The organism is Streptomyces sp. NBC_01635 (assembly GCF_045209715.1).
GTDB classification, from domain to species: domain Bacteria; phylum Actinomycetota; class Actinomycetes; order Streptomycetales; family Streptomycetaceae; genus Streptomyces; species Streptomyces hirsutus.
The window spans coordinates 3575764-3592184 of record NZ_CP109277.1 but is presented as its reverse complement, the minus strand read 5'-3'; the positions used below and the strand labels follow the sequence as shown (position 1 = coordinate 3592184).

Here is a 16421-nt window from a genome sequence, read left to right as displayed (position 1 = left end):
GGCGGCCGGGGCCGGGCCGGAGCGTCACGTTAGATTGATCCCGTGCTCTCTCGCCTCACGCGTCTCCAGACCCTGGCCGTCTGTGCCGTTCCCGTCGTCGCCCTGCTGGCCACGGCGGTGTTCGCGCCGCTGCCGTTCTCGGTGGCGCAGCCGGGGCTGACGGCCGACGTGCTCGGCGAGAACAAGGGCACGCAGGTCATCACCATCTCCGGCGCGAAGACCCGTGCGACCACCGGCCAGCTGCGGATGACGACGATCGAGGCGACCTCCCCCGACACCCGGGTGAGCCTCCCGGACGTCCTCGACGCCTGGTTCGACACCGACCGGGCCGTCATGCCCCGCGACTCGGTCTACCCCACCGGGGACAACCTCGAGGAGATCGAGCAGTACAACGAGAAGCAGATGCGCTCCTCGCAGGAGGAGGCGACCCGGGCCGCGCTGGGCTACCTGGACCTGGACGGCAAGGACATCGAGGTCGACCTGAAACTCGCCGACGTCGGCGGCCCCAGCGCCGGCCTGCTCTTCTCCCTCGGCATCGTCGACAAGCTGAACGGCGACGACAGCGGCGGCGACCTCACCGGCGGCCGGATCATCGCCGGTACGGGGACGATCGACGCCGAGGGCAGGGTCGGCACCGTGGGCGGAGTGCCGCTGAAGACACAGGCCGCCCGGCGGGACGGCGCCACCGTCTTCCTGGTCCCCGAGGCCGAGTGCGCCGACGCGCAGGCGGAACTCCCCGACGGCCTGCGCCTGATCCCGGTCACCACCCTCGAGGGCACCGTCGATGCGCTGGTCGACCTGGAGAAGGGCGCGGGCAAGGTCCCGAGCTGCTGACCGCCCGGCACGGCCGCGCCGCCGCACCGCTCTACTTCTCCTTGACGAACCCCTCGTCCACCATCCAGTCCAGCGCCACCTGGTGGGGGTCCTCGCCGTCCACGTCCACCTTGGCGTTCAGGGTCCGCGCCACCTCGTTGTCCAGCTTCGACGAGACCGGGTCCAGGACCCCGGGGATCGCCGGCCACTCCTTCAGGGTGCCGGCGTTGATCACCGGCGCCGCGTTGTAGTTGGGGAAGAACTTCCTGTCGTCCTCCATCACCACCAGGTTCATGGACTTGATCCGGCCGTCGGTGGTGAACACCTCGCCGTAGGTGCAGGCGCCCTTGGCCGTCTGGGTGTAGATGATCCCGGTGTCCATCTGTGTGACGTTCCCCGCGGCCAGGTTCATGCCGTAGGCCTTCTCCAGGCCCGGCAGCCCGTCCGTCCGGTTGGCGAACTCGCCCTCCACGCACAGGGTCACCGCGGCCGGATCGGACTTCGCCAGCGCGGCCACTTCGGACAGCGTCCTCGTGCCGTACTTCTTGAAGTTGGCCTGGTTCATGGCCAGGGCGTAGGTGTTGTTCAGTTCCGACGGCTCCAGCCAGGCCACCCCGTTCCTCCGGTCGGCCTCGCGCACCGCCTCCCACTGCTCGCGCGGGTCGGGAAGGGGCTTGCTGTTGCCCTGGTAGGTGATCCACGCCGTGCCGGTGTACTCGTACGCGGCGTCCGCGTCCCCGCCCACCACCGCCTCCCGGGCGCCGACGGAGCCCTGGATGCCGGTGCGGTCGACGACCTCGGCGCCCGCCGCCTGGAAGGCGATGCCCATGATCGCGCCCAGGATCAGCTGCTCGGTGAACTCCTTCGAGGTGACGGTGAGTTTCGCGCCCTCGAGCGGTTTCCCCCGCCCGATCGTGCCCGGCTCCACGTCGTCGACCATGGGGGACCCGCTGGTCAGCCCGCAGGAAAAGACCCCCGCCAGCAGCACCCCGGCGAGCAGCGGACACCCGTACCGCCTCGTCACGCGTCCGCCTCCAGCCCCCGCGGCCGCAGCAGCAGTTCGGCCAGCGAGGCCAGCCAGTCCACCAGCAGGGCCAGGGCGACGGTGAGGATCGAGCCCAGCACCAGCACCGGCATCCGCTGGCTGGTGATCCCGGTGGTGATCAGGACGCCCAGGCCGCCGCCCCCGCCGAAGGTCGCCAGGGTGGCGGTGCCGACGTTCAGGACCAGGGCCGTGCGCACCCCGGCGAGGATGAGCGGGACGGCCAGGGGCAGTTCCACGCGGGCCAGCACACCCGGCGGGGACATGCCGATGCCGCGCGCCGCCTCCAGCAGCGTCGGATCGTTGGCCCGCAGGCCCGCGATGGTGTTGGAGAGCACCGGCAGCACGGCGTAGGCGATGATCCCGATGAGGGCGGCCCTGCGACCGATGCCCAGCCAGATCACCAGCAGGGCCAGCAGACCGATCGCGGGCGTCGCCTGGCCCATGTTGGCGAACGCCATCACGGCCGGGGCGGCCCTGCGCAGCGCCGGCCGGGTCAGCAGGATGCCCGACGGGATCGCGATGATCAGCACGAAGAACGTCGAGATCACGGTCAGGACGACGTGCTGCCGGAGCGCCTTGGTCACCTGCCCGTCGGAGAGCGCGTTCTCGGACAGCGCGTCCAGGTCGGCCTGCGTGAACCACAGCCAGGTGGCGAACAGGAGGACGATCAGCACCACGGGCAGGAGCGTCAGCTTCTGCCACGTCACGCGGGAGGCGTCCGCGGCCGAGGACACGGATCCGGCCGCCCCCTTCCCGGCCCCGCCGCCACCGCTGTCCCCGCCGCTGTGCTCGTCCTGGTTCCGGTCCTCGTCCCCGTTCCGGAAGGCGAGCCCTCCTTTGGCCTCGTGCTCGCCGGGAGGCCGCCGCTCGCGGGGCGTCCGCCGCCGGGAGGAGGCGCTCACGCGTCCGCCTCCCCGCCCGCACCCTCCTGCTCGGCGTGCGTCCGGCCGGCCCGGTGCCCCTCCAGTTCGTGCTGGGCCTCCATCGCCTCCAGCCGGTCGGCCTCCAGCAGTTCGTGCACGGAGTTCATCAGTGTCTCCACGTCGACGACGCCCTCGTACGTACCGCGCCCGCCGGTGACCGCCACCCGCCCGGAGCTGTCGGTGAGCACCGCCTCCAGCGCGTCCCGCAGGGTGGCGTCCCGGGTCACCGTGTCGTGCACCAGGGTGCCCGCGCGGGCCAGCGAGCCCTTGGCCCGCATCAGGTCGCCGCGCCGGAGCCACTTGTAGGGGCGGCGGCGCCGGTCGAGCAGCAGGATCTCGTTGGAGCCGCTGGAGCGGAGCAGGTCGAAGATCCGCTGGAGCGGGTCGTCGACGGTCACCGTCGGATAGTCGGTGATCCCCACGTCCCGTACGCGGGTGAGGTTCAGCCGCTTCAGCGCGGCCCCGGCCCCGACGAAGCCGGACACGAAGTCGTCCGCCGGGTTGGTGAGGATCGCCTCCGGGGTGTCGAACTGGGCGATGTGCGAGCGCTCGCGCAGGACCGCGATCCGGTCGCCGAGCTTGATCGCCTCGTCGAAGTCGTGGGTGACGAAGACGATCGTCTTGTGCAGCTCGTGCTGCAGCCGGATCAGCTCGTCCTGGAGGTGGTCGCGGGTGATGGGGTCCACCGCCCCGAACGGCTCGTCCATCAGCAGCACCGGCGGATCCGCCGCCAGCGCCCGCGCCACGCCCACCCGCTGCTGCTGCCCGCCGGAGAGCCGGCGCGGGTAGCGGCCGTGGAACTCGCCCGGGTCCAGCCCGACCAGGTCCAGCATCTCCTCCACCCGCGCCCGCACCCGGGCCGCCGGCCAGCGCAGCATCTTCGGCACCAGCGCGATGTTCTGGGCCACCGTCATGTGCGGGAACAGTCCGCTGGACTGGATCGCGTACCCGACCTGGCGGCGCAGCCTCACCGGGTCCATGTCGGTGACGTCCTCGCCGCCGATGCGGATGCGGCCGCCGCTCGGCTCGATCAGCCGGTTGATCATCTTCAGGGTGGTCGACTTCCCGCAGCCGGATGGACCGACGAGGATGACCGTCTCGCCCGCCCTGATCTCCATGTCGACGTTGTCCACGGCCGGCTGCGGACTGCCCGGATACCGCTTGGTGAGGCTCTCCAGCTCGATGGTCGCGCCGGTGGTGCCGGTAGCGCTGGTGGTGCCGGTCGCGCCGGTGGCGGCGGCGGATCCGGTGGCGGCGCCGGGCGCTTCGGGTGAGCCGGGCGACGCCGAAGCGGGTGACTCAGGCACGGATCCCCCTGGAGATGGTGAGCCGCCCGATCAGGACGTACCCGGCGTCGAACAGCAGCGCGAGGAGGATGATCAGGAGGGTGCCCGCGAGCACCTGGTTGAGCGCGTTGCTGCTGCCCAGCGAGGCGATCCCGCGGAAGATCAGGTTGCCGAGGCCGGGGCCGGAGGCGTACGCGGCGATGGCGGCGATGCCCATCAGCATCTGCGTGGAGACCCGGATCCCGGTGAGGATCGGCGGCCAGGCCAGCGGCAGCTCCACCCGGGCCAGCCGGGCCACCCGCGACATGCCGATACCGGTGGCCGCGTCCACCAGCGCGGGATCGACCCCGCGCAGGCCGACGATCGCGTTCCGCACGATCGGCAGCAGCCCGTACAGCGTCAGCGCGATCACCGTCGGCGGCACCCCGAGCCCCACGATCGGGATCAGCAGGCCGATCATGGCCAGCGACGGGATGGTCAGCAGGGTGGAGGTGGCCGTCGTGGCCATGCTGCCCGCCCAGTCGCTGCGGTACGTCGCCACCCCGATCAGCACGCCGATCACGGTCGCCGCCACCATGCACTGGAAGACCACGCTCGCGTGCTGGTACGTGTCGACGAGCAGCTGCTGGTGGCGGTTGCCCAGGTACTCCCAGAAGTTCACGTCCGCTCACCCCACCTCGGCCACGCCCGTCCGGTCGGCCCGGCTCGGTCCGGCTCAGTCCGGTCCGTCCGGGTCCCCGCCCGGCGGTTCGAGGAGCGCGGCCTGCTCCACCAGCGGGATGATCCGCAGCGGAACGGGGTTCTCCATCACGATCGCCGTGGCGGCCCGGACGATGCCATCAAAACCGACGACACGGTCGATCACCCGTTGGAGATCGGCGTTGGAGCGGGCCACGAGCCGGCACAGCATGTCCCCGCTGCCGGTCGTGGTGTGCAGCTCCAGGACCTCCGGAACGGTCGCCAAGTGCGCCCGGACATCCGCCCCTTGACCCTGCCGGATCTCCAGCGTCGCGAACGCCGTGACCGGGTAGCCGAGGGCCGCCGGATCCACCTGGGGACCGAAGCCGCGGATGACTCCGTTCGACTGAAGACGGTCCAGCCGCGCCTGCACCGTCCCCCGCGCCACCCCCAGCCGCCGGGACATCTCCAGCACCCCGACGCGGGGCTCCCGCGCGAGGAGCAGGATGATCCGGCCGTCCAGCCGATCGATCGCCATGCCGGCCTCCGCTCCTGGTCGCCTGGTCATCCTGTACAGAAAGCCCGCCGATCGCGGCAGGTCACTGGACACTATGCCCAGTGAACAGGCGAACTATTGCGCACCTTGCGGAGCTGGCCCACCCTGCACCTATGACGCAGACCACACACCACGCTCCCGACCCGACCGCCCGGCAGGCCGATCCCTTCCCGGTCAAGGGAATGGACGCGGTCGTCTTCGCCGTGGGCAACGCCAAGCAGGCGGCGCACTACTACTCCACCGCCTTCGGCATGAAGCTGGTCGCCTACTCCGGACCGGAGAACGGCAGCCGCGAGACCGCGAGCTACGTCCTGGAGAGCGGCTCCGCCCGCTTCGTCCTCACCTCGGTGATCAAGCAGTCCACCGAACAGGGCGCCTTCCTCGCCGAGCACGTGGCCGCCCACGGCGACGGCGTCGTCGACCTCGCCCTCGAGGTCCCGGACGCGCGCGCCGCGTTCGCCTACGCCGTCGAGCACGGCGCCCGCCCGCTCGCCGAGCCGTACGAGCTGAAGGACGAGCACGGCACCGTCGTCCTCGCCGCGATCGCCACGTACGGCGAGACCCGGCACACCCTCGTCGAGCGCACCGGCTACGACGGGCCCTACCTGCCCGGTTTCGTGGCCGCCGAGCCGATCGTCGAGCCGCCCTCCCCCACTGCTGAAGGCGTGGGAGGTGCCCCCATGCGCTTCTTCCAGGCCATCGACCACTGCGTCGGCAACGTCGAACTCGGCCGGATGAACGAGTGGGTCGCTTTCTACAACAAGGTCATGGGCTTCACGAACATGAAGGAGTTCGTGGGCGACGACATCGCCACCGAGTACAGCGCGCTGATGTCGAAGGTGGTCGCCGACGGCACCCTCAAGGTCAAGTTCCCGATCAACGAGCCGGCCGTCGCCAAGAAGAAGTCCCAGATCGACGAGTACCTGGAGTTCTACGGCGGCGCCGGCGTCCAGCACATCGCGCTCAACAGCAACGACATCGTGCACACGGTCCGCCAGATGCGCGCCGCCGGTGTGCGCTTCCTGGACACCCCGGACTCGTACTACGACACCCTCGGCGAGTGGGCCGGCGAGACCCGGGTCCCGGTCGACACCCTGCGCGAGCTGAAGATCCTCGTCGACCGGGACGAGGACGGCTACCTGCTGCAGATCTTCACCAAGCCGGTCCAGGACCGGCCGACCGTGTTCTTCGAGATCATCGAGCGGCACGGCTCCATGGGCTTCGGCAAGGGCAACTTCAAGGCCCTCTTCGAGGCGATCGAGCGGGAGCAGGAACGCCGCGGCAACCTGTGACCGGACGACGGCGGGACCGGTGCCGACCGGACGACGGCGGGACCGGTGCCGGCGAGGGCCGGACGCGGAGGGCACCCTCCGCGTCCGGCCCTCGCCGGTTCTCCTCACGACCAGTCCGGCGGCCCGTCCCCGACCGACGGCTCGCCCAGCCGTTCCAGCGCCGCCTTCGCCTGCGGCACCCGCAGCGGGGAGAAGTGCGGGTTGATCCGCAAGGCCTCCCGCAGATGCCGGCGCGCGGGCCCGTACCGCTCCAGCTCGCGCTCGATCATGCCCCGGTGGAAGGCGTGCAGCGCGTTGAGCGCCCCGCCGTCGTGCGCCCCCTCCGTCGTCCCCTCCGTCGCCCCTTCCGTCGCCCGCACCGCGAACTCCAGCGCCTCCTCGGAGCGCCCCGCCCGGTGCAGCGCCCAGCCCAGTGCGTCGGCCACCTCCGTCGACGGCTGCCGCTTCCACTCCGTCCGCAGCCGCCGCACCGCGGCCCGGGGGTCCCCGTGGTCCGCCTCGAACCGGCCGAGCACCAGATCCCCGTCGGCGCCGTGGGCGGCGGCTTCGCGTACCCGGGAGCGCACCAGGTCGTAGTGGACCCGGGCGTCCCGCCGCAGTCCCAGGGACTCGTACAGCTCACCCAGTTCCAGCTCGTACTCCGGCAGCGGCTGCCCGGCCAGCGCCGCCCGGTAGGCGCCGAGCGCCTCCGTGGTCCGGCCGAGCGCGGCCAGCGCCCTGCCCTGCCCCGCCCGCGCCGCCCGCTGGTCCGGGTCGACGCGCACCGCCTCCCGGAAGTGCCCCAGGGCGTCCTCCCGGTCGCCGTGTTCCCAGGCCAGCTGCCCGGCCCGCTCCAGGTACGCCGCCCGCTCGGCCGGCTGCCCGGCCGCCGCGGCGGCGTCGGCGAGCTGGGCCGCCGCGTCCTCCCGCAGGCCCTTGTCCCGGTACACGGCTGCCGCCAGCGCCATCACGGCCGGATCCGACCGCAACGCCTTCAGCCGGTCCAGCATCCTCCCCGCCGCCTTGCCGTCACCGAGCCCGGCGTGCGCCTCGACCAGCGGAGGGTACGTCGTCCACCGCTCGGGCTCCAGCTTCCGTGCTCGCTCGCCCCACTCGAGGGCGACGGGATGGTCGCGGCGCGCGTTCGCCAGCGCCGCCAGCCCGCGCAGCGCCGCGGCGTTGCCCCGCGGCCGCACCTTCAGCGAGGTGCGCAGTGCCTGCTCGGCCCGCGAGTACCGCGCGGGATCCGCCAGCCGCCGTCCCTGCTCCACCCGGGCCGCCCCGAGCACCGCCCAGGACTCCGCGTCCTTCGGATGCTTCTCCAGATGCCGCTCCCGCTCCTCGACCAGCGCCTCCAGACCGGGCAGCGACGCCGGCACCCCACTGGCCACCGCCGCCCGCGCCAGCGCCCCGAGCACCGGATCCGGTGGCGCCTCCGTCCCGCGCTCCCATGGCAGCAGCACCAGCACTCCGCCGAGCACGGCACACCCGGCGGCGGCCGAACCGAACCGCACCCGGCGCCCGCGGCTCACCCGTCCACGGGTCTCGTTCTGCCCACGGGTGTCGTTCCCGCTCCCGGTCTCCTGCGGCTTGTCGTCCATGGCGCACACTGTGCGTCACATCATCCGCCGATACGACGAACCACACCCCGGTTCGCGGCGGCTTACGGCCGGGTGACGTACGTGGGGTTCACACCGATGGCCCCGGGTGTCACGCTGGGATCGTGAGCAGTATCGAGGTGCGACGCGATGAAGACATGATGGCGGCCGGCCCTCTCGTCGGCGGGCTGCTCGACGGCCTGCCCCCCGAGGCCGTGCTCACCGACCCCGACGTCACGGCCTCCTACGCCAACGACATGGCGAGCTTCTGCCCGGCCGGCGCCCCGGCGGTGGTCGTCCTGCCCCGCACGGTCGAACAGGTGCAGCACGTCATGCGCACCGCCACCGCCCTGCGCGTCCCCGTCGTCCCGCAGGGCGCCCGCACCGGCCTGTCCGGCGCCGCCAACGCGACCGACGGATGCATCGTGCTCTCCCTGACCAGGATGGACGCCATCCTGGAGATCAACCCCGTCGACCGGGTCGCCGTCGTCGAACCCGGCGTCGTCAACGCCACCCTCTCCCGCGCCGTCGGCGAACACGGCCTCTACTACCCGCCCGACCCCTCCAGCTGGGAGACCTGCACCATCGGCGGCAACATCGGCACCGCCTCCGGCGGGCTGTGCTGCGTGAAGTACGGCGTCACCGCCGAGTACGTGCTCGGCCTCGACGTGGTCCTCGCCGACGGCCGCCTGATGTCCACCGGCCGCCGCACCGCCAAGGGCGTCGCCGGATACGACCTGACCCGCCTGTTCGTCGGCTCCGAGGGCTCCCTCGGCGTCGTCGTGCGCGCGACCCTCGCCCTGCGGCCCAAACCGCCCGAGCAGCTGGTGCTGGCCGCCGAGTTCGCCTCCGGCGCCGCCGCCTGCGACGCCGTGTGCCGCATCATGGCCGGCGGACACGTCCCCTCGCTCCTCGAGCTCATGGACCGCACGACGGTCAAGGCCGTCAACGAGATGACCCGGATGGGGCTGCCGGAGAGCACCGAGGCCCTGCTGCTCGCCGCGTTCGACACCACCGACCCCGCCGCCGACCTCACCGCCCTCGGCGCGCTGTGCGAGGCGGCCGGCGCCACCCAGGTCGTACCGGCCGAGGACGCCGCCGAGTCCGAACTGCTGCTCAAGGCCCGGCGCCTGGCCCTGGTCGCCCTGGAGGCGGTCAAGGGCACCACGATGATCGACGACGTGTGCGTGCCCCGTTCCCGGCTCGGCGAACTCATCGACGGCGTCGAGCGGATCGCCGAGAAGCACCGGCTCACCATCGGTGTCGTCGCCCACGCGGGGGACGGCAACACCCACCCGACCGTCTGCTTCGACGCCCAGGACCCCGACGAGTCCCGCCGGGCCCGCGAGTCCTTCGACGAGATCATGGCCCTCGGCCTGGAACTCGGCGGCACCATCACCGGCGAGCACGGCGTCGGCGTGCTGAAGAAGGAATGGCTGGCCCGCGAGATCGGCCCGGTGGGCATGGAGATGCAGCGGGCCGTCAAACAGGTCTTCGACCCGCTGAACCTCCTGAACCCGGGCAAGCTCTTCTGACCCGCCGCCCTCCCGTGCGCCCCGTGCACCCCGTGCCCTCACGGGGCGAACAGCGCGGCCAGTCCGTCGTCCAGCCCGAGCCGTTCGCTCTCGCCGCCCGGCGGCACCACCCGCAGCGTCCGCTCCAGCCACGACGACAGCTGCGCCGTCGGCACCTCCAGCAGGGCGTCCCCGTCGGGCGAGCTCAGCGCCACCAGGACGACGCCGCGCCCCTCCGCCTTCGACGGCCACACCCGCACATCACCGTGCCCGCACGGCCGGAACACGCCTTCGATCAGCAGTTCGCGGGCGAACGTCCAGTGCACCGGCTGCCCGGATGTGGTGTGGAAGGCGATGTGCACGGCGTAGGGGTCGTCGGTGCGGTAGCCGAGCCGGGCCGACACCGGGACGTCCCGCTCCGGCGACAGGATGAGCCACAGTTCCACTTCGCGCTCCACCACGATGTCCATGGCGCAGGTCCTCTCTCTCGTGAACTCTCGTACAGGTGCCCGCGGGGGGCCGTCACCGGAGAGAGGGAGAAGGACCGGGAGCATTACGCGGCTTCGCGAAAGTTTTTTCGCGCTGACACATCGGTGCTCGAAAGGGGTGTGTCCGGCCGGACGGGCCCTGGTTCTTGCGCCCGTCTGATAAATGTGGTGCCCCCGACCCACCCGCGAGCAGATACGGGACGACGGACATGAGCGCCCCAACCCCGGCCCCCGGCGACGACGCGCCGCGCGAAGGCTTTTACCCGGATCCGTCCGTTCCCGGATACGTCCGGTACTGGAACGGTGCCGCCTGGGTACCGGGCACCAGCCGTCCGGCGCCGGACGGCGGCGGCGCGCCGCTCGCGCCGTCGGCGTCCGGCGGTGCCGGTTCCCCCGGCTCCGCCCCGGCGGTGCCCGCCGTCGAGGAGACCGGCCCGCACTTCTTCGACGAGGACCCGGTCGACGGGCCCGCACCGTCGTCCTCGTGGCCGTCTCCTTCGCCTTCGCCGTCTCCTTCGCCTTCGCCTTCCCAGGTCCCGTCTCCGTCCTCTCCCTTCTCCCCGTCCTCCCTGCCGGCCGACTCGCAGCACGGCAGCCGGCCCGAGCCCGCCTCGGCATGGGGCGCCGACCGTTCCCACCAGTCGGGCTTCGGCGGCGAACCGGACCGCCGGGTCTCCTGGGGAGCGGACCCGAGAGCGGCGCACGCGTCGGGTCCGGCGGGCGGCGATTCCGCGGGCACGGGCGGTGCGGAGGCCGGTGCGGCGCCCGCGGGCAACCCGTTCGTGTTCCGCCCGCCGACGGCCGAGTCGCCGAGCGCGGACAGCGGTTCCGCCGGAGTCCCCGCGCCCGCCGCGGCCTCCGACAGCGCGATCGCGGACGAGGGCACCATGACCTTCCGTGCCGTCGGCCCGCGCCGGGGTTCCGGCGCGGCCTCCTCCGGTTCCGGGTCGTCCGGGCGTCCCGGGTTCGGGGCCGGGAAGGCCGCCGCCGCCCGTGCCGCACGCACGGCCTCCGGGCAGGCGGGGAACGAAAGTCCGGCCCCGGCACCGGTGTCCGGGCCGCAGCAGGCCTCCGCGGCCCCGGCCGTCCCGCCCCGGTCCGCCGCACCGGAGCCCGCGTCCGTCCCCGCCCCCATGCCCGCCCCCGCTTCCGCCTCCCGGCCGCTGACGAGCGGTCACGGTGGCGGCCAGTCGTCCTGGGCGCAGCAGGTGCACCGACTGGACGGGGAGGAGGCGCCGGTCGCGCCGTGGAAGCCGCCGGTCGAGGACGTCTTCCAGGCCGCCGCCAGGCGTCAGGCCTCGGCCCGCCCCGCGGGGCTCGGCAAGCGGCTGGTGGCGCGGCTGCTGGACACCGTCGTCCTCGGCGGCGTCACCGCCCTGGCCGCCGTACCGCTGGGCATCGCGGCGGCGGACCACATCAACGAGAAGATCGACGCGGCCAAGCTGTCCGGCAGGACCGTCACGGTGTGGCTGCTCGACGGCACCACGTCGGTGTACCTGGGCATCGTCCTCGCCGTCCTCCTCCTCGGCGGTGTCCTCTGCGAGGTGCTGCCCACCGCCAAGTGGGGCCGCACCCTGGGCAAGAAGCTGCTGGGGCTCGAGGTGCGGGACATCGAGGGGCACGACGCGCCCGGGTTCGGCGCGGCTCTGCGCCGCTGGCTGGTCTACAGCATCCCGGGAGTGCTCGTCGTCGGTGTGGTGGGCGTCCTGTGGTGCCTGTTCGACAAGCCGTGGCGGCAGTGCTGGCACGACAAGGCCGCGCACACCTTCGTGGCGGGCTGACCCGGCCGGGACCACGGGGGACCGGGCGGGGAACAGACGGGGAATCACCTCTTCGGACCGGCTGCGCGGGCGGGCCGCGGCACCGGTACTCCGGACGGCGGCTCGCCGGATGCGTGACCGGGGGGTTCGCGGTCGACTCGGGCCATGAGTAGCGAACCGCCCCCCGGCTCCGGTCAGCAGCCGCCGGACGACGACCCGTTCAAGAAGCACCCCCCGCCCGGCGGTCAGCCCCCGCCGCAGCAAGGGGGCGGCCCTCACGGCGGCGGTCCGTACGGGAGCGGGGGCGGCGACCCCTACGGCAGTGGTGGCGGCCCCTACGGCGGTGGCGCCGGCGGCCCGTACGGGGAAGGCGGCGGAGGTCCCTACGGGGGTGGCGGTGGCAGCCCGTACGGCCCCGGCCCCGGCGACCCCCTCGCCGGGATGCCGCCCCTCGCCGACAGCGGCAGGCGCACCCTCGCCAGGATCATCGACATGATCATGGTGGGTTTCGTCGTCTGGCTGCTCACCTGGCCGTTCGGCGTGAGCGAGTACGACGTGAGCGGTGACCGGGTCGACGTGGGCAAGTCCTTCACCCAGTCCCTCGTCGCCGCGGTCCTCTACATCGCCTACGACACCGTCCTGACCTCCCGCTCCGGGCAGACCCTCGGCAAGAAGTGGCTGAAGCTGCGGGTGGCCGACCTGTCCGACGGCTCGACGCCCTCCGTGCAGACGTCACTGATGCGCGCCGCCGTGCTGTGGATTCCGTTCGCGTTCTGCTGCGCCTGCGTGTGGACCGTGATCGCGGGCGGCTGGAGCTTCTTCGACAAGCCCTACAAGCAGGGCCTGCACGACAAGGCCGCCAAGACGGTCGTGGTCAGCACCCAATGACACGGGACCGGCCGGCGGGCCTCCGGTGAAGGACGCCCGCGGTCGGCCGGTCTCAGGAAACCGCCCGCTCCCGCACGGCTTCGCGGGCCGGCACGGTCGCCGGCGAGGGGAGGGTCGCCCGGACCGGCTCCTGCGGCAGTGACCGCAGCACCGGGGCGGGGCGGGGTTTCGGCTGAGGCGCCGTCATGGCCACCAGCAGCCCGAGAGCGAGCGCCGCGACGACGACGAGCGCGATGCCCACGCCCGAACTCGTCCGTGACAACAGCAGCAGGGCGAAGGCGGAGAGGACCACGGTGCACGCACCGTAGGCGAACTGAGCGACAGTCGGACGGGGCATGGCCATCGTGTCCTCGTGAGTCGGGGTCTGTCGGCCTGGCGTTCCACCGGCTCAACGGTGTGCCGCCAAGCGACTCTAACCGCGAGAGTGCCCGAGCGGAACGCACAGTAAGCATGACCTAACCGACAGGACTGGTGCACAGGGGGCGCACGGAGTCATCTCGACGGTGAAACAGACCCCCCGTGTCCGTAAACGGCCCTCCCGTGTCCGTAAAACGAACCCCTTCTCCGTGTAATGCAGTTGACCTGTTCAAGTCAAGGTCTGTTTTTTCTGCTGAACCTCTAGTCAAATGTGGTCACTTGACTACACGCGTTGATCACGTGTGCGCGACTATCCGTCACCCGGACCCCAGCTTCGCGCACGCGCACGCCAGAGGGGATCTCAAGTGACCAGTAGACCCTGGACGTCCAGAGCGGCCGCGACAGGCGTGGCACTGGCGGCGATCGCCGCCACCTGCTCTGCGTTCACCGTGGCCCAGGCCGACACGGCCGGAGGGGCCGACCGGCCGGCCGGTGTGGACCGGCAGGACCCGGCGGACCACCACCACGTCGAGCACGACCTCGAGGGCCCGCTCTCCAAGACCCAGGACGCCCAGCGCCAGGAGGCCCTGAGGCAGGTCATATCCGGCGAGTCCTCGGTCAAGGACCGGAACGGTTCGAAGGTCGTCGAGCTCAAGGGCAAGGGCAAGGGCAAGAAGGGCACCGGCAAGTACGTCGAGCTCGGCCGCGAGAAGACCGACAAGATCTTCACGATCCTGGTCGAGTTCGGCGACGGGATCGACAGCCGCTACGGCGGCACCCGCGGCCCGCTGCGCAACGAGATCGCCGAGCCGGACCGCGGCACGGACAACTCCACCGCGTGGCAGGCGGACTACGACCAGAAGCACTTCGAGGACATGTACTTCGGCACCGGCAAGGGTGTCGAGTCGGTCAAGACGTACTTCGAGAAGCAGTCCTCGGGCCGCTACTCCGTCGAGGGCCAGGTCTCGGACTGGGTCAAGGTCCCCTACAACGAGGCCCGTTACGGCAACAACGCCTGCGGCGCCAGCACCTGCTCGAGCGTGTGGAACGTCGTCAGCGACGGTCTGAACGCGTGGATCGCCCAGCAGAGGGCGGCGGGGGCGACCGACGCCGAGATCAAGGCGGACGTCGCGAAGTTCGACGAGTGGGACCGCTACGACTTCGACGGCGACGGCGACTTCAACGAGCCCGACGGCTACATCGACCACTTCCAGGTCGTGCACGCCGGCGAGGACGAGTCCGCCGGCGGCGGCGCCCAGGGCGAGGACGCGATCTGGGCCCACCGCTGGTACGCCTTCGGCACCGACGCCGGAGCCACCGGCCCCGAGCACAACAAGCTCGGCGGCGCGCCCGTCGGCGACACCGGCATCTGGGCCGGCGACTACACCATCCAGCCGGAGAACGGCGGACTCGGCGTCTACGCCCACGAGTACGGCCACGACCTCGGCCTGCCGGACCACTACGACACCGCGGGCGGCGAGAACTCCACCGGCTTCTGGACCCTGATGTCCTCCGGTTCCTGGCTCGGCACCGGGAAGAACGAGATCGGCGACCTGCCCGGCGACATGACCGCCTGGGACAAGCTCCAGCTGGGCTGGCTGGACTACGACACGGCCAAGGCCGCGACGAAGTCGAAGCACAAGCTGGGCTACGCCGAGTACAACACCAAGGACAAGCAAGCCCTCGTGGTCGAACTGCCCGAGAAGGCGGTCACCACCGAGATCGTGGCCCCCGCCGAGGGCCGGACCCAGTGGTGGAGCGGCAGCGGTGACGATCTGCGCAACACGCTGACCCGTTCCGTGGACCTCACCGGCGCCTCGACGGCCGAGCTGACGCTCGACGGCTGGTACGAGATCGAGGCCAACTACGACTTCCTCTACGCCGAGGTCTCGACCGACGGCGGCGCCAACTGGACCGTCCTGGACGGCACGGTGGACGGCTCGCCGCTCCCGCGCGACGGCAGCGACAAGCCGGCCCTGTACGGCACGGTCGACGGCTACAAGCCGCTGGCCTACCCGCTGGACGCCTACGCCGGTCAGCGGATCGACCTGCGCTTCCGCTACCAGACCGACGGCGGCCTGGCGATGAAGGGCTTCGCGGCCGACCGGATCTCGGTGACCGCGGACGGCACCGCGCTGTTCACGGACAACGCCGAGACCGCCGACGCCGCCTGGACGGCGAACGGCTTCTCCCGCATCGGCGCGTCGTTCACCCACGACTACGCGCAGTACTACATCGCCGAGAACCGCCAGTACGTGTCGTACGACAAGACCCTCAAGGTCGGCCCGTACAACTTCGGCTTCGCGAACAGCCGTCCGGACTGGGTGGAGCACTTCCCCTACCAGAACGGCCTGTTGATCTGGAAGTGGGACACCTCGCAGGCGGACAACAACACCAGCCGGCACCCGGGCACGGGCCTGGTCCTGCCGGTCGACGCGCACCCGGCCGCGCTGAAGTGGTCCGACGGCACGCTGATGCGCAACCGCATCCAGACGTACGACTCGACCTTCAGCACCTTCCGCACGGACGGCATCACGCTGCACAAGAGCGGCGTCGCGACCAAGATCCGCTCCTCGAAGGGTGTGTCGGTCTTCGACGACCGCGCCCACACCTACTACGACGAGGCGAACCCGGGCGGCGGCGTCAAGATCACTGACACCAACACGAAGATCAAGATCGTCAAGGAGGCCGGGGACGGCTCGACGATCCACCTCGAAGTAAGCCGCGCAACGAAGTAAACCGCGTCTTACCAGGTCAAAACGTGATCGGCGGCGACCCACTGGCGGGTTGCCGCCGATCCGTGTTTAGGTGCGTCCTGTGACGCTCTTATTGACACCTGGTCCGACGGGGGTATGAATTCCATGGCCGCAGGAGGCTTCAGCAAGCTGCCGAACGGCACCGTGGTGGTGGCACTGAACCTGCCCAGCCCCGCCGCCGGCCCCGGCTCGGTGCGCTTCCTCGTGCACGCGCGCAACCGGGCACGCGCCCTGACGAGGCTGCGCAACCTGGGCCTGCGGGCCGTCTACCTGCGAGGCAACGCGGCTCCGCCGAGCCCCGACGAGATCACCGCGGTGCTGCACCACCCCGACGGCCTCATATGGCGCACGGCCCCCGACAACGGTGTCCTGACCGGCCCCGAGCTGGCCGTGGAGCTGTGGCATCCGATCAGGGCGCTGCTCAGGCGCCCCGCGGCCCCCGCCTGACCTCGCGGGGCCCCGGCGGTCCCGTGTCACGTGATCGGGTG

At 71.7% G+C, this 16421-nt stretch carries 15 protein-coding genes; 7 read left to right on the top strand and 8 right to left on the bottom strand.

The window, feature by feature from the left end; translation table 11 throughout:
• The first annotated feature begins 42 nt into the window (after positions 1–42).
• A complete protein-coding gene (locus tag OHB56_RS16800; RefSeq protein ID WP_406354167.1) occupies positions 43–834 on the top strand; it encodes a S16 family serine protease in 792 nt (263 codons plus the stop codon).
• 31 nt (positions 835–865) lie between these two features.
• Here the strand turns inward: OHB56_RS16800 and OHB56_RS16795 are convergent, their stop codons facing one another.
• The 5 genes from OHB56_RS16795 to OHB56_RS16775 all read right to left on the bottom strand — a co-directional run bounded on the left by OHB56_RS16795 (position 866) and on the right by OHB56_RS16775 (position 5283).
• Positions 866–1837 (bottom strand): glycine betaine ABC transporter substrate-binding protein, encoded by a 972-nt coding sequence (locus OHB56_RS16795; protein ID WP_406354165.1) that lies wholly within the window; start codon positions 1835–1837, stop codon positions 866–868.
• The gene (locus tag OHB56_RS16790) at positions 1834–2592 is read right to left on the bottom strand and encodes an ABC transporter permease (protein WP_406359108.1); all 759 of its coding nucleotides are present in this window, start codon (positions 2590–2592) and stop codon (positions 1834–1836) included. Before OHB56_RS16790 ends, OHB56_RS16795 begins: the two co-directional genes overlap by 4 nt.
• 164 nt (positions 2593–2756) lie before the next feature.
• Positions 2757–4088 (bottom strand): ABC transporter ATP-binding protein, encoded by a 1332-nt coding sequence (locus tag OHB56_RS16785; protein ID WP_406354163.1) that lies wholly within the window; start codon positions 4086–4088, stop codon positions 2757–2759.
• Positions 4081–4728 carry an ABC transporter permease gene (locus OHB56_RS16780; RefSeq protein ID WP_326752996.1) on the bottom strand — a complete coding sequence of 216 codons (648 nt, stop codon included), beginning with the start codon at positions 4726–4728 and terminating at the stop codon, positions 4081–4083. The genes OHB56_RS16785 and OHB56_RS16780 overlap by 8 nt, the downstream gene beginning before the upstream one ends.
• 54 nt (positions 4729–4782) lie before the next feature.
• Positions 4783–5283: an Lrp/AsnC family transcriptional regulator gene (locus OHB56_RS16775; RefSeq protein WP_326752995.1), complete on the bottom strand. Its 501-nt coding sequence runs from the start codon at positions 5281–5283 to the stop codon at positions 4783–4785.
• 131 nt (positions 5284–5414) lie between these two features.
• Here OHB56_RS16775 and hppD point away from each other — a divergent pair, with 131 nt between their 5' ends.
• Positions 5415–6593 carry a 4-hydroxyphenylpyruvate dioxygenase gene (gene hppD, locus OHB56_RS16770; protein WP_326752994.1) on the top strand — a complete coding sequence of 393 codons (1179 nt, stop codon included), beginning with the start codon at positions 5415–5417 and terminating at the stop codon, positions 6591–6593.
• A 104-nt stretch (positions 6594–6697) separates the two neighbouring features.
• Here the strand turns inward: hppD and OHB56_RS16765 are convergent, their stop codons facing one another.
• On the bottom strand, positions 6698–8173 hold the full coding sequence (locus tag OHB56_RS16765) for a tetratricopeptide repeat protein (protein WP_406354160.1): 1476 nt from the start codon (positions 8171–8173) through the stop codon (positions 6698–6700).
• A gap of 158 nt (positions 8174–8331) precedes the next feature.
• Here OHB56_RS16765 and OHB56_RS16760 point away from each other — a divergent pair, with 158 nt between their 5' ends.
• On the top strand, positions 8332–9705 hold the full coding sequence (locus OHB56_RS16760; RefSeq protein ID WP_406359106.1) for an FAD-binding oxidoreductase: 1374 nt from the start codon (positions 8332–8334) through the stop codon (positions 9703–9705).
• Positions 9706–9743: 38 nt separating this feature from the next.
• On the opposite strand, the gene OHB56_RS16755 is transcribed toward OHB56_RS16760, so the two are convergent.
• The gene (locus OHB56_RS16755; RefSeq protein ID WP_406354158.1) at positions 9744–10154 is read right to left on the bottom strand and encodes an SsgA family sporulation/cell division regulator; all 411 of its coding nucleotides are present in this window, start codon (positions 10152–10154) and stop codon (positions 9744–9746) included.
• Between the two features lie 227 nt (positions 10155–10381).
• On the opposite strand from OHB56_RS16755, the gene OHB56_RS16750 reads away from it, so the two are divergent.
• Positions 10382–11953, top strand: coding sequence for an RDD family protein (locus OHB56_RS16750; RefSeq protein ID WP_406354156.1), 1572 nt, complete (start codon positions 10382–10384; stop codon positions 11951–11953).
• Positions 11954–12097: 144 nt separating this feature from the next.
• Positions 12098–12820, top strand: coding sequence for an RDD family protein (locus tag OHB56_RS16745; RefSeq protein ID WP_326752990.1), 723 nt, complete (start codon positions 12098–12100; stop codon positions 12818–12820).
• 52 nt (positions 12821–12872) lie between these two features.
• On the opposite strand, the gene OHB56_RS16740 is transcribed toward OHB56_RS16745, so the two are convergent.
• Positions 12873–13163, bottom strand: a complete 291-nt coding sequence (locus OHB56_RS16740) for a hypothetical protein (RefSeq protein ID WP_326752989.1) — start codon at positions 13161–13163, stop codon at positions 12873–12875.
• A gap of 379 nt (positions 13164–13542) precedes the next feature.
• Between OHB56_RS16740 and OHB56_RS16735 the strand changes: the two genes are divergently transcribed.
• Together OHB56_RS16735 and OHB56_RS16730 are read left to right on the top strand one after the other, a co-directional pair.
• On the top strand, positions 13543–15915 hold the full coding sequence (locus OHB56_RS16735; protein WP_406354153.1) for an immune inhibitor A domain-containing protein: 2373 nt from the start codon (positions 13543–13545) through the stop codon (positions 15913–15915).
• Between the two features lie 123 nt (positions 15916–16038).
• Positions 16039–16380 carry a hypothetical protein gene (locus OHB56_RS16730; protein WP_406354151.1) on the top strand — a complete coding sequence of 114 codons (342 nt, stop codon included), beginning with the start codon at positions 16039–16041 and terminating at the stop codon, positions 16378–16380.
• Positions 16381–16421 lie beyond the last annotated feature (41 nt).

Bases quoted from the DNA above. Each gene is read 5' to 3' on its own strand.
- OHB56_RS16775 (WP_326752995.1), bottom strand. From the start codon at position 5,283: ATGGCGATCGATCGGCTGGACGGCCGGATCATCCTGCTCCTCGCGCGG.
- hppD (WP_326752994.1), top strand. From the start codon at position 5,415: ATGACGCAGACCACACACCACGCTCCCGACCCGACCGCCCGGCAGGCC.
- OHB56_RS16765 (WP_406354160.1), bottom strand. From the start codon at position 8,173: ATGGACGACAAGCCGCAGGAGACCGGGAGCGGGAACGACACCCGTGGG.
- OHB56_RS16760 (WP_406359106.1), top strand. From the start codon at position 8,332: ATGGCGGCCGGCCCTCTCGTCGGCGGGCTGCTCGACGGCCTGCCCCCC.
- OHB56_RS16755 (WP_406354158.1), bottom strand. From the start codon at position 10,154: ATGGACATCGTGGTGGAGCGCGAAGTGGAACTGTGGCTCATCCTGTCG.
- OHB56_RS16750 (WP_406354156.1), top strand. From the start codon at position 10,382: ATGAGCGCCCCAACCCCGGCCCCCGGCGACGACGCGCCGCGCGAAGGC.
- OHB56_RS16745 (WP_326752990.1), top strand. From the start codon at position 12,098: ATGAGTAGCGAACCGCCCCCCGGCTCCGGTCAGCAGCCGCCGGACGAC.
- OHB56_RS16740 (WP_326752989.1), bottom strand. From the start codon at position 13,163: ATGGCCATGCCCCGTCCGACTGTCGCTCAGTTCGCCTACGGTGCGTGC.
- OHB56_RS16730 (WP_406354151.1), top strand. From the start codon at position 16,039: ATGGCCGCAGGAGGCTTCAGCAAGCTGCCGAACGGCACCGTGGTGGTG.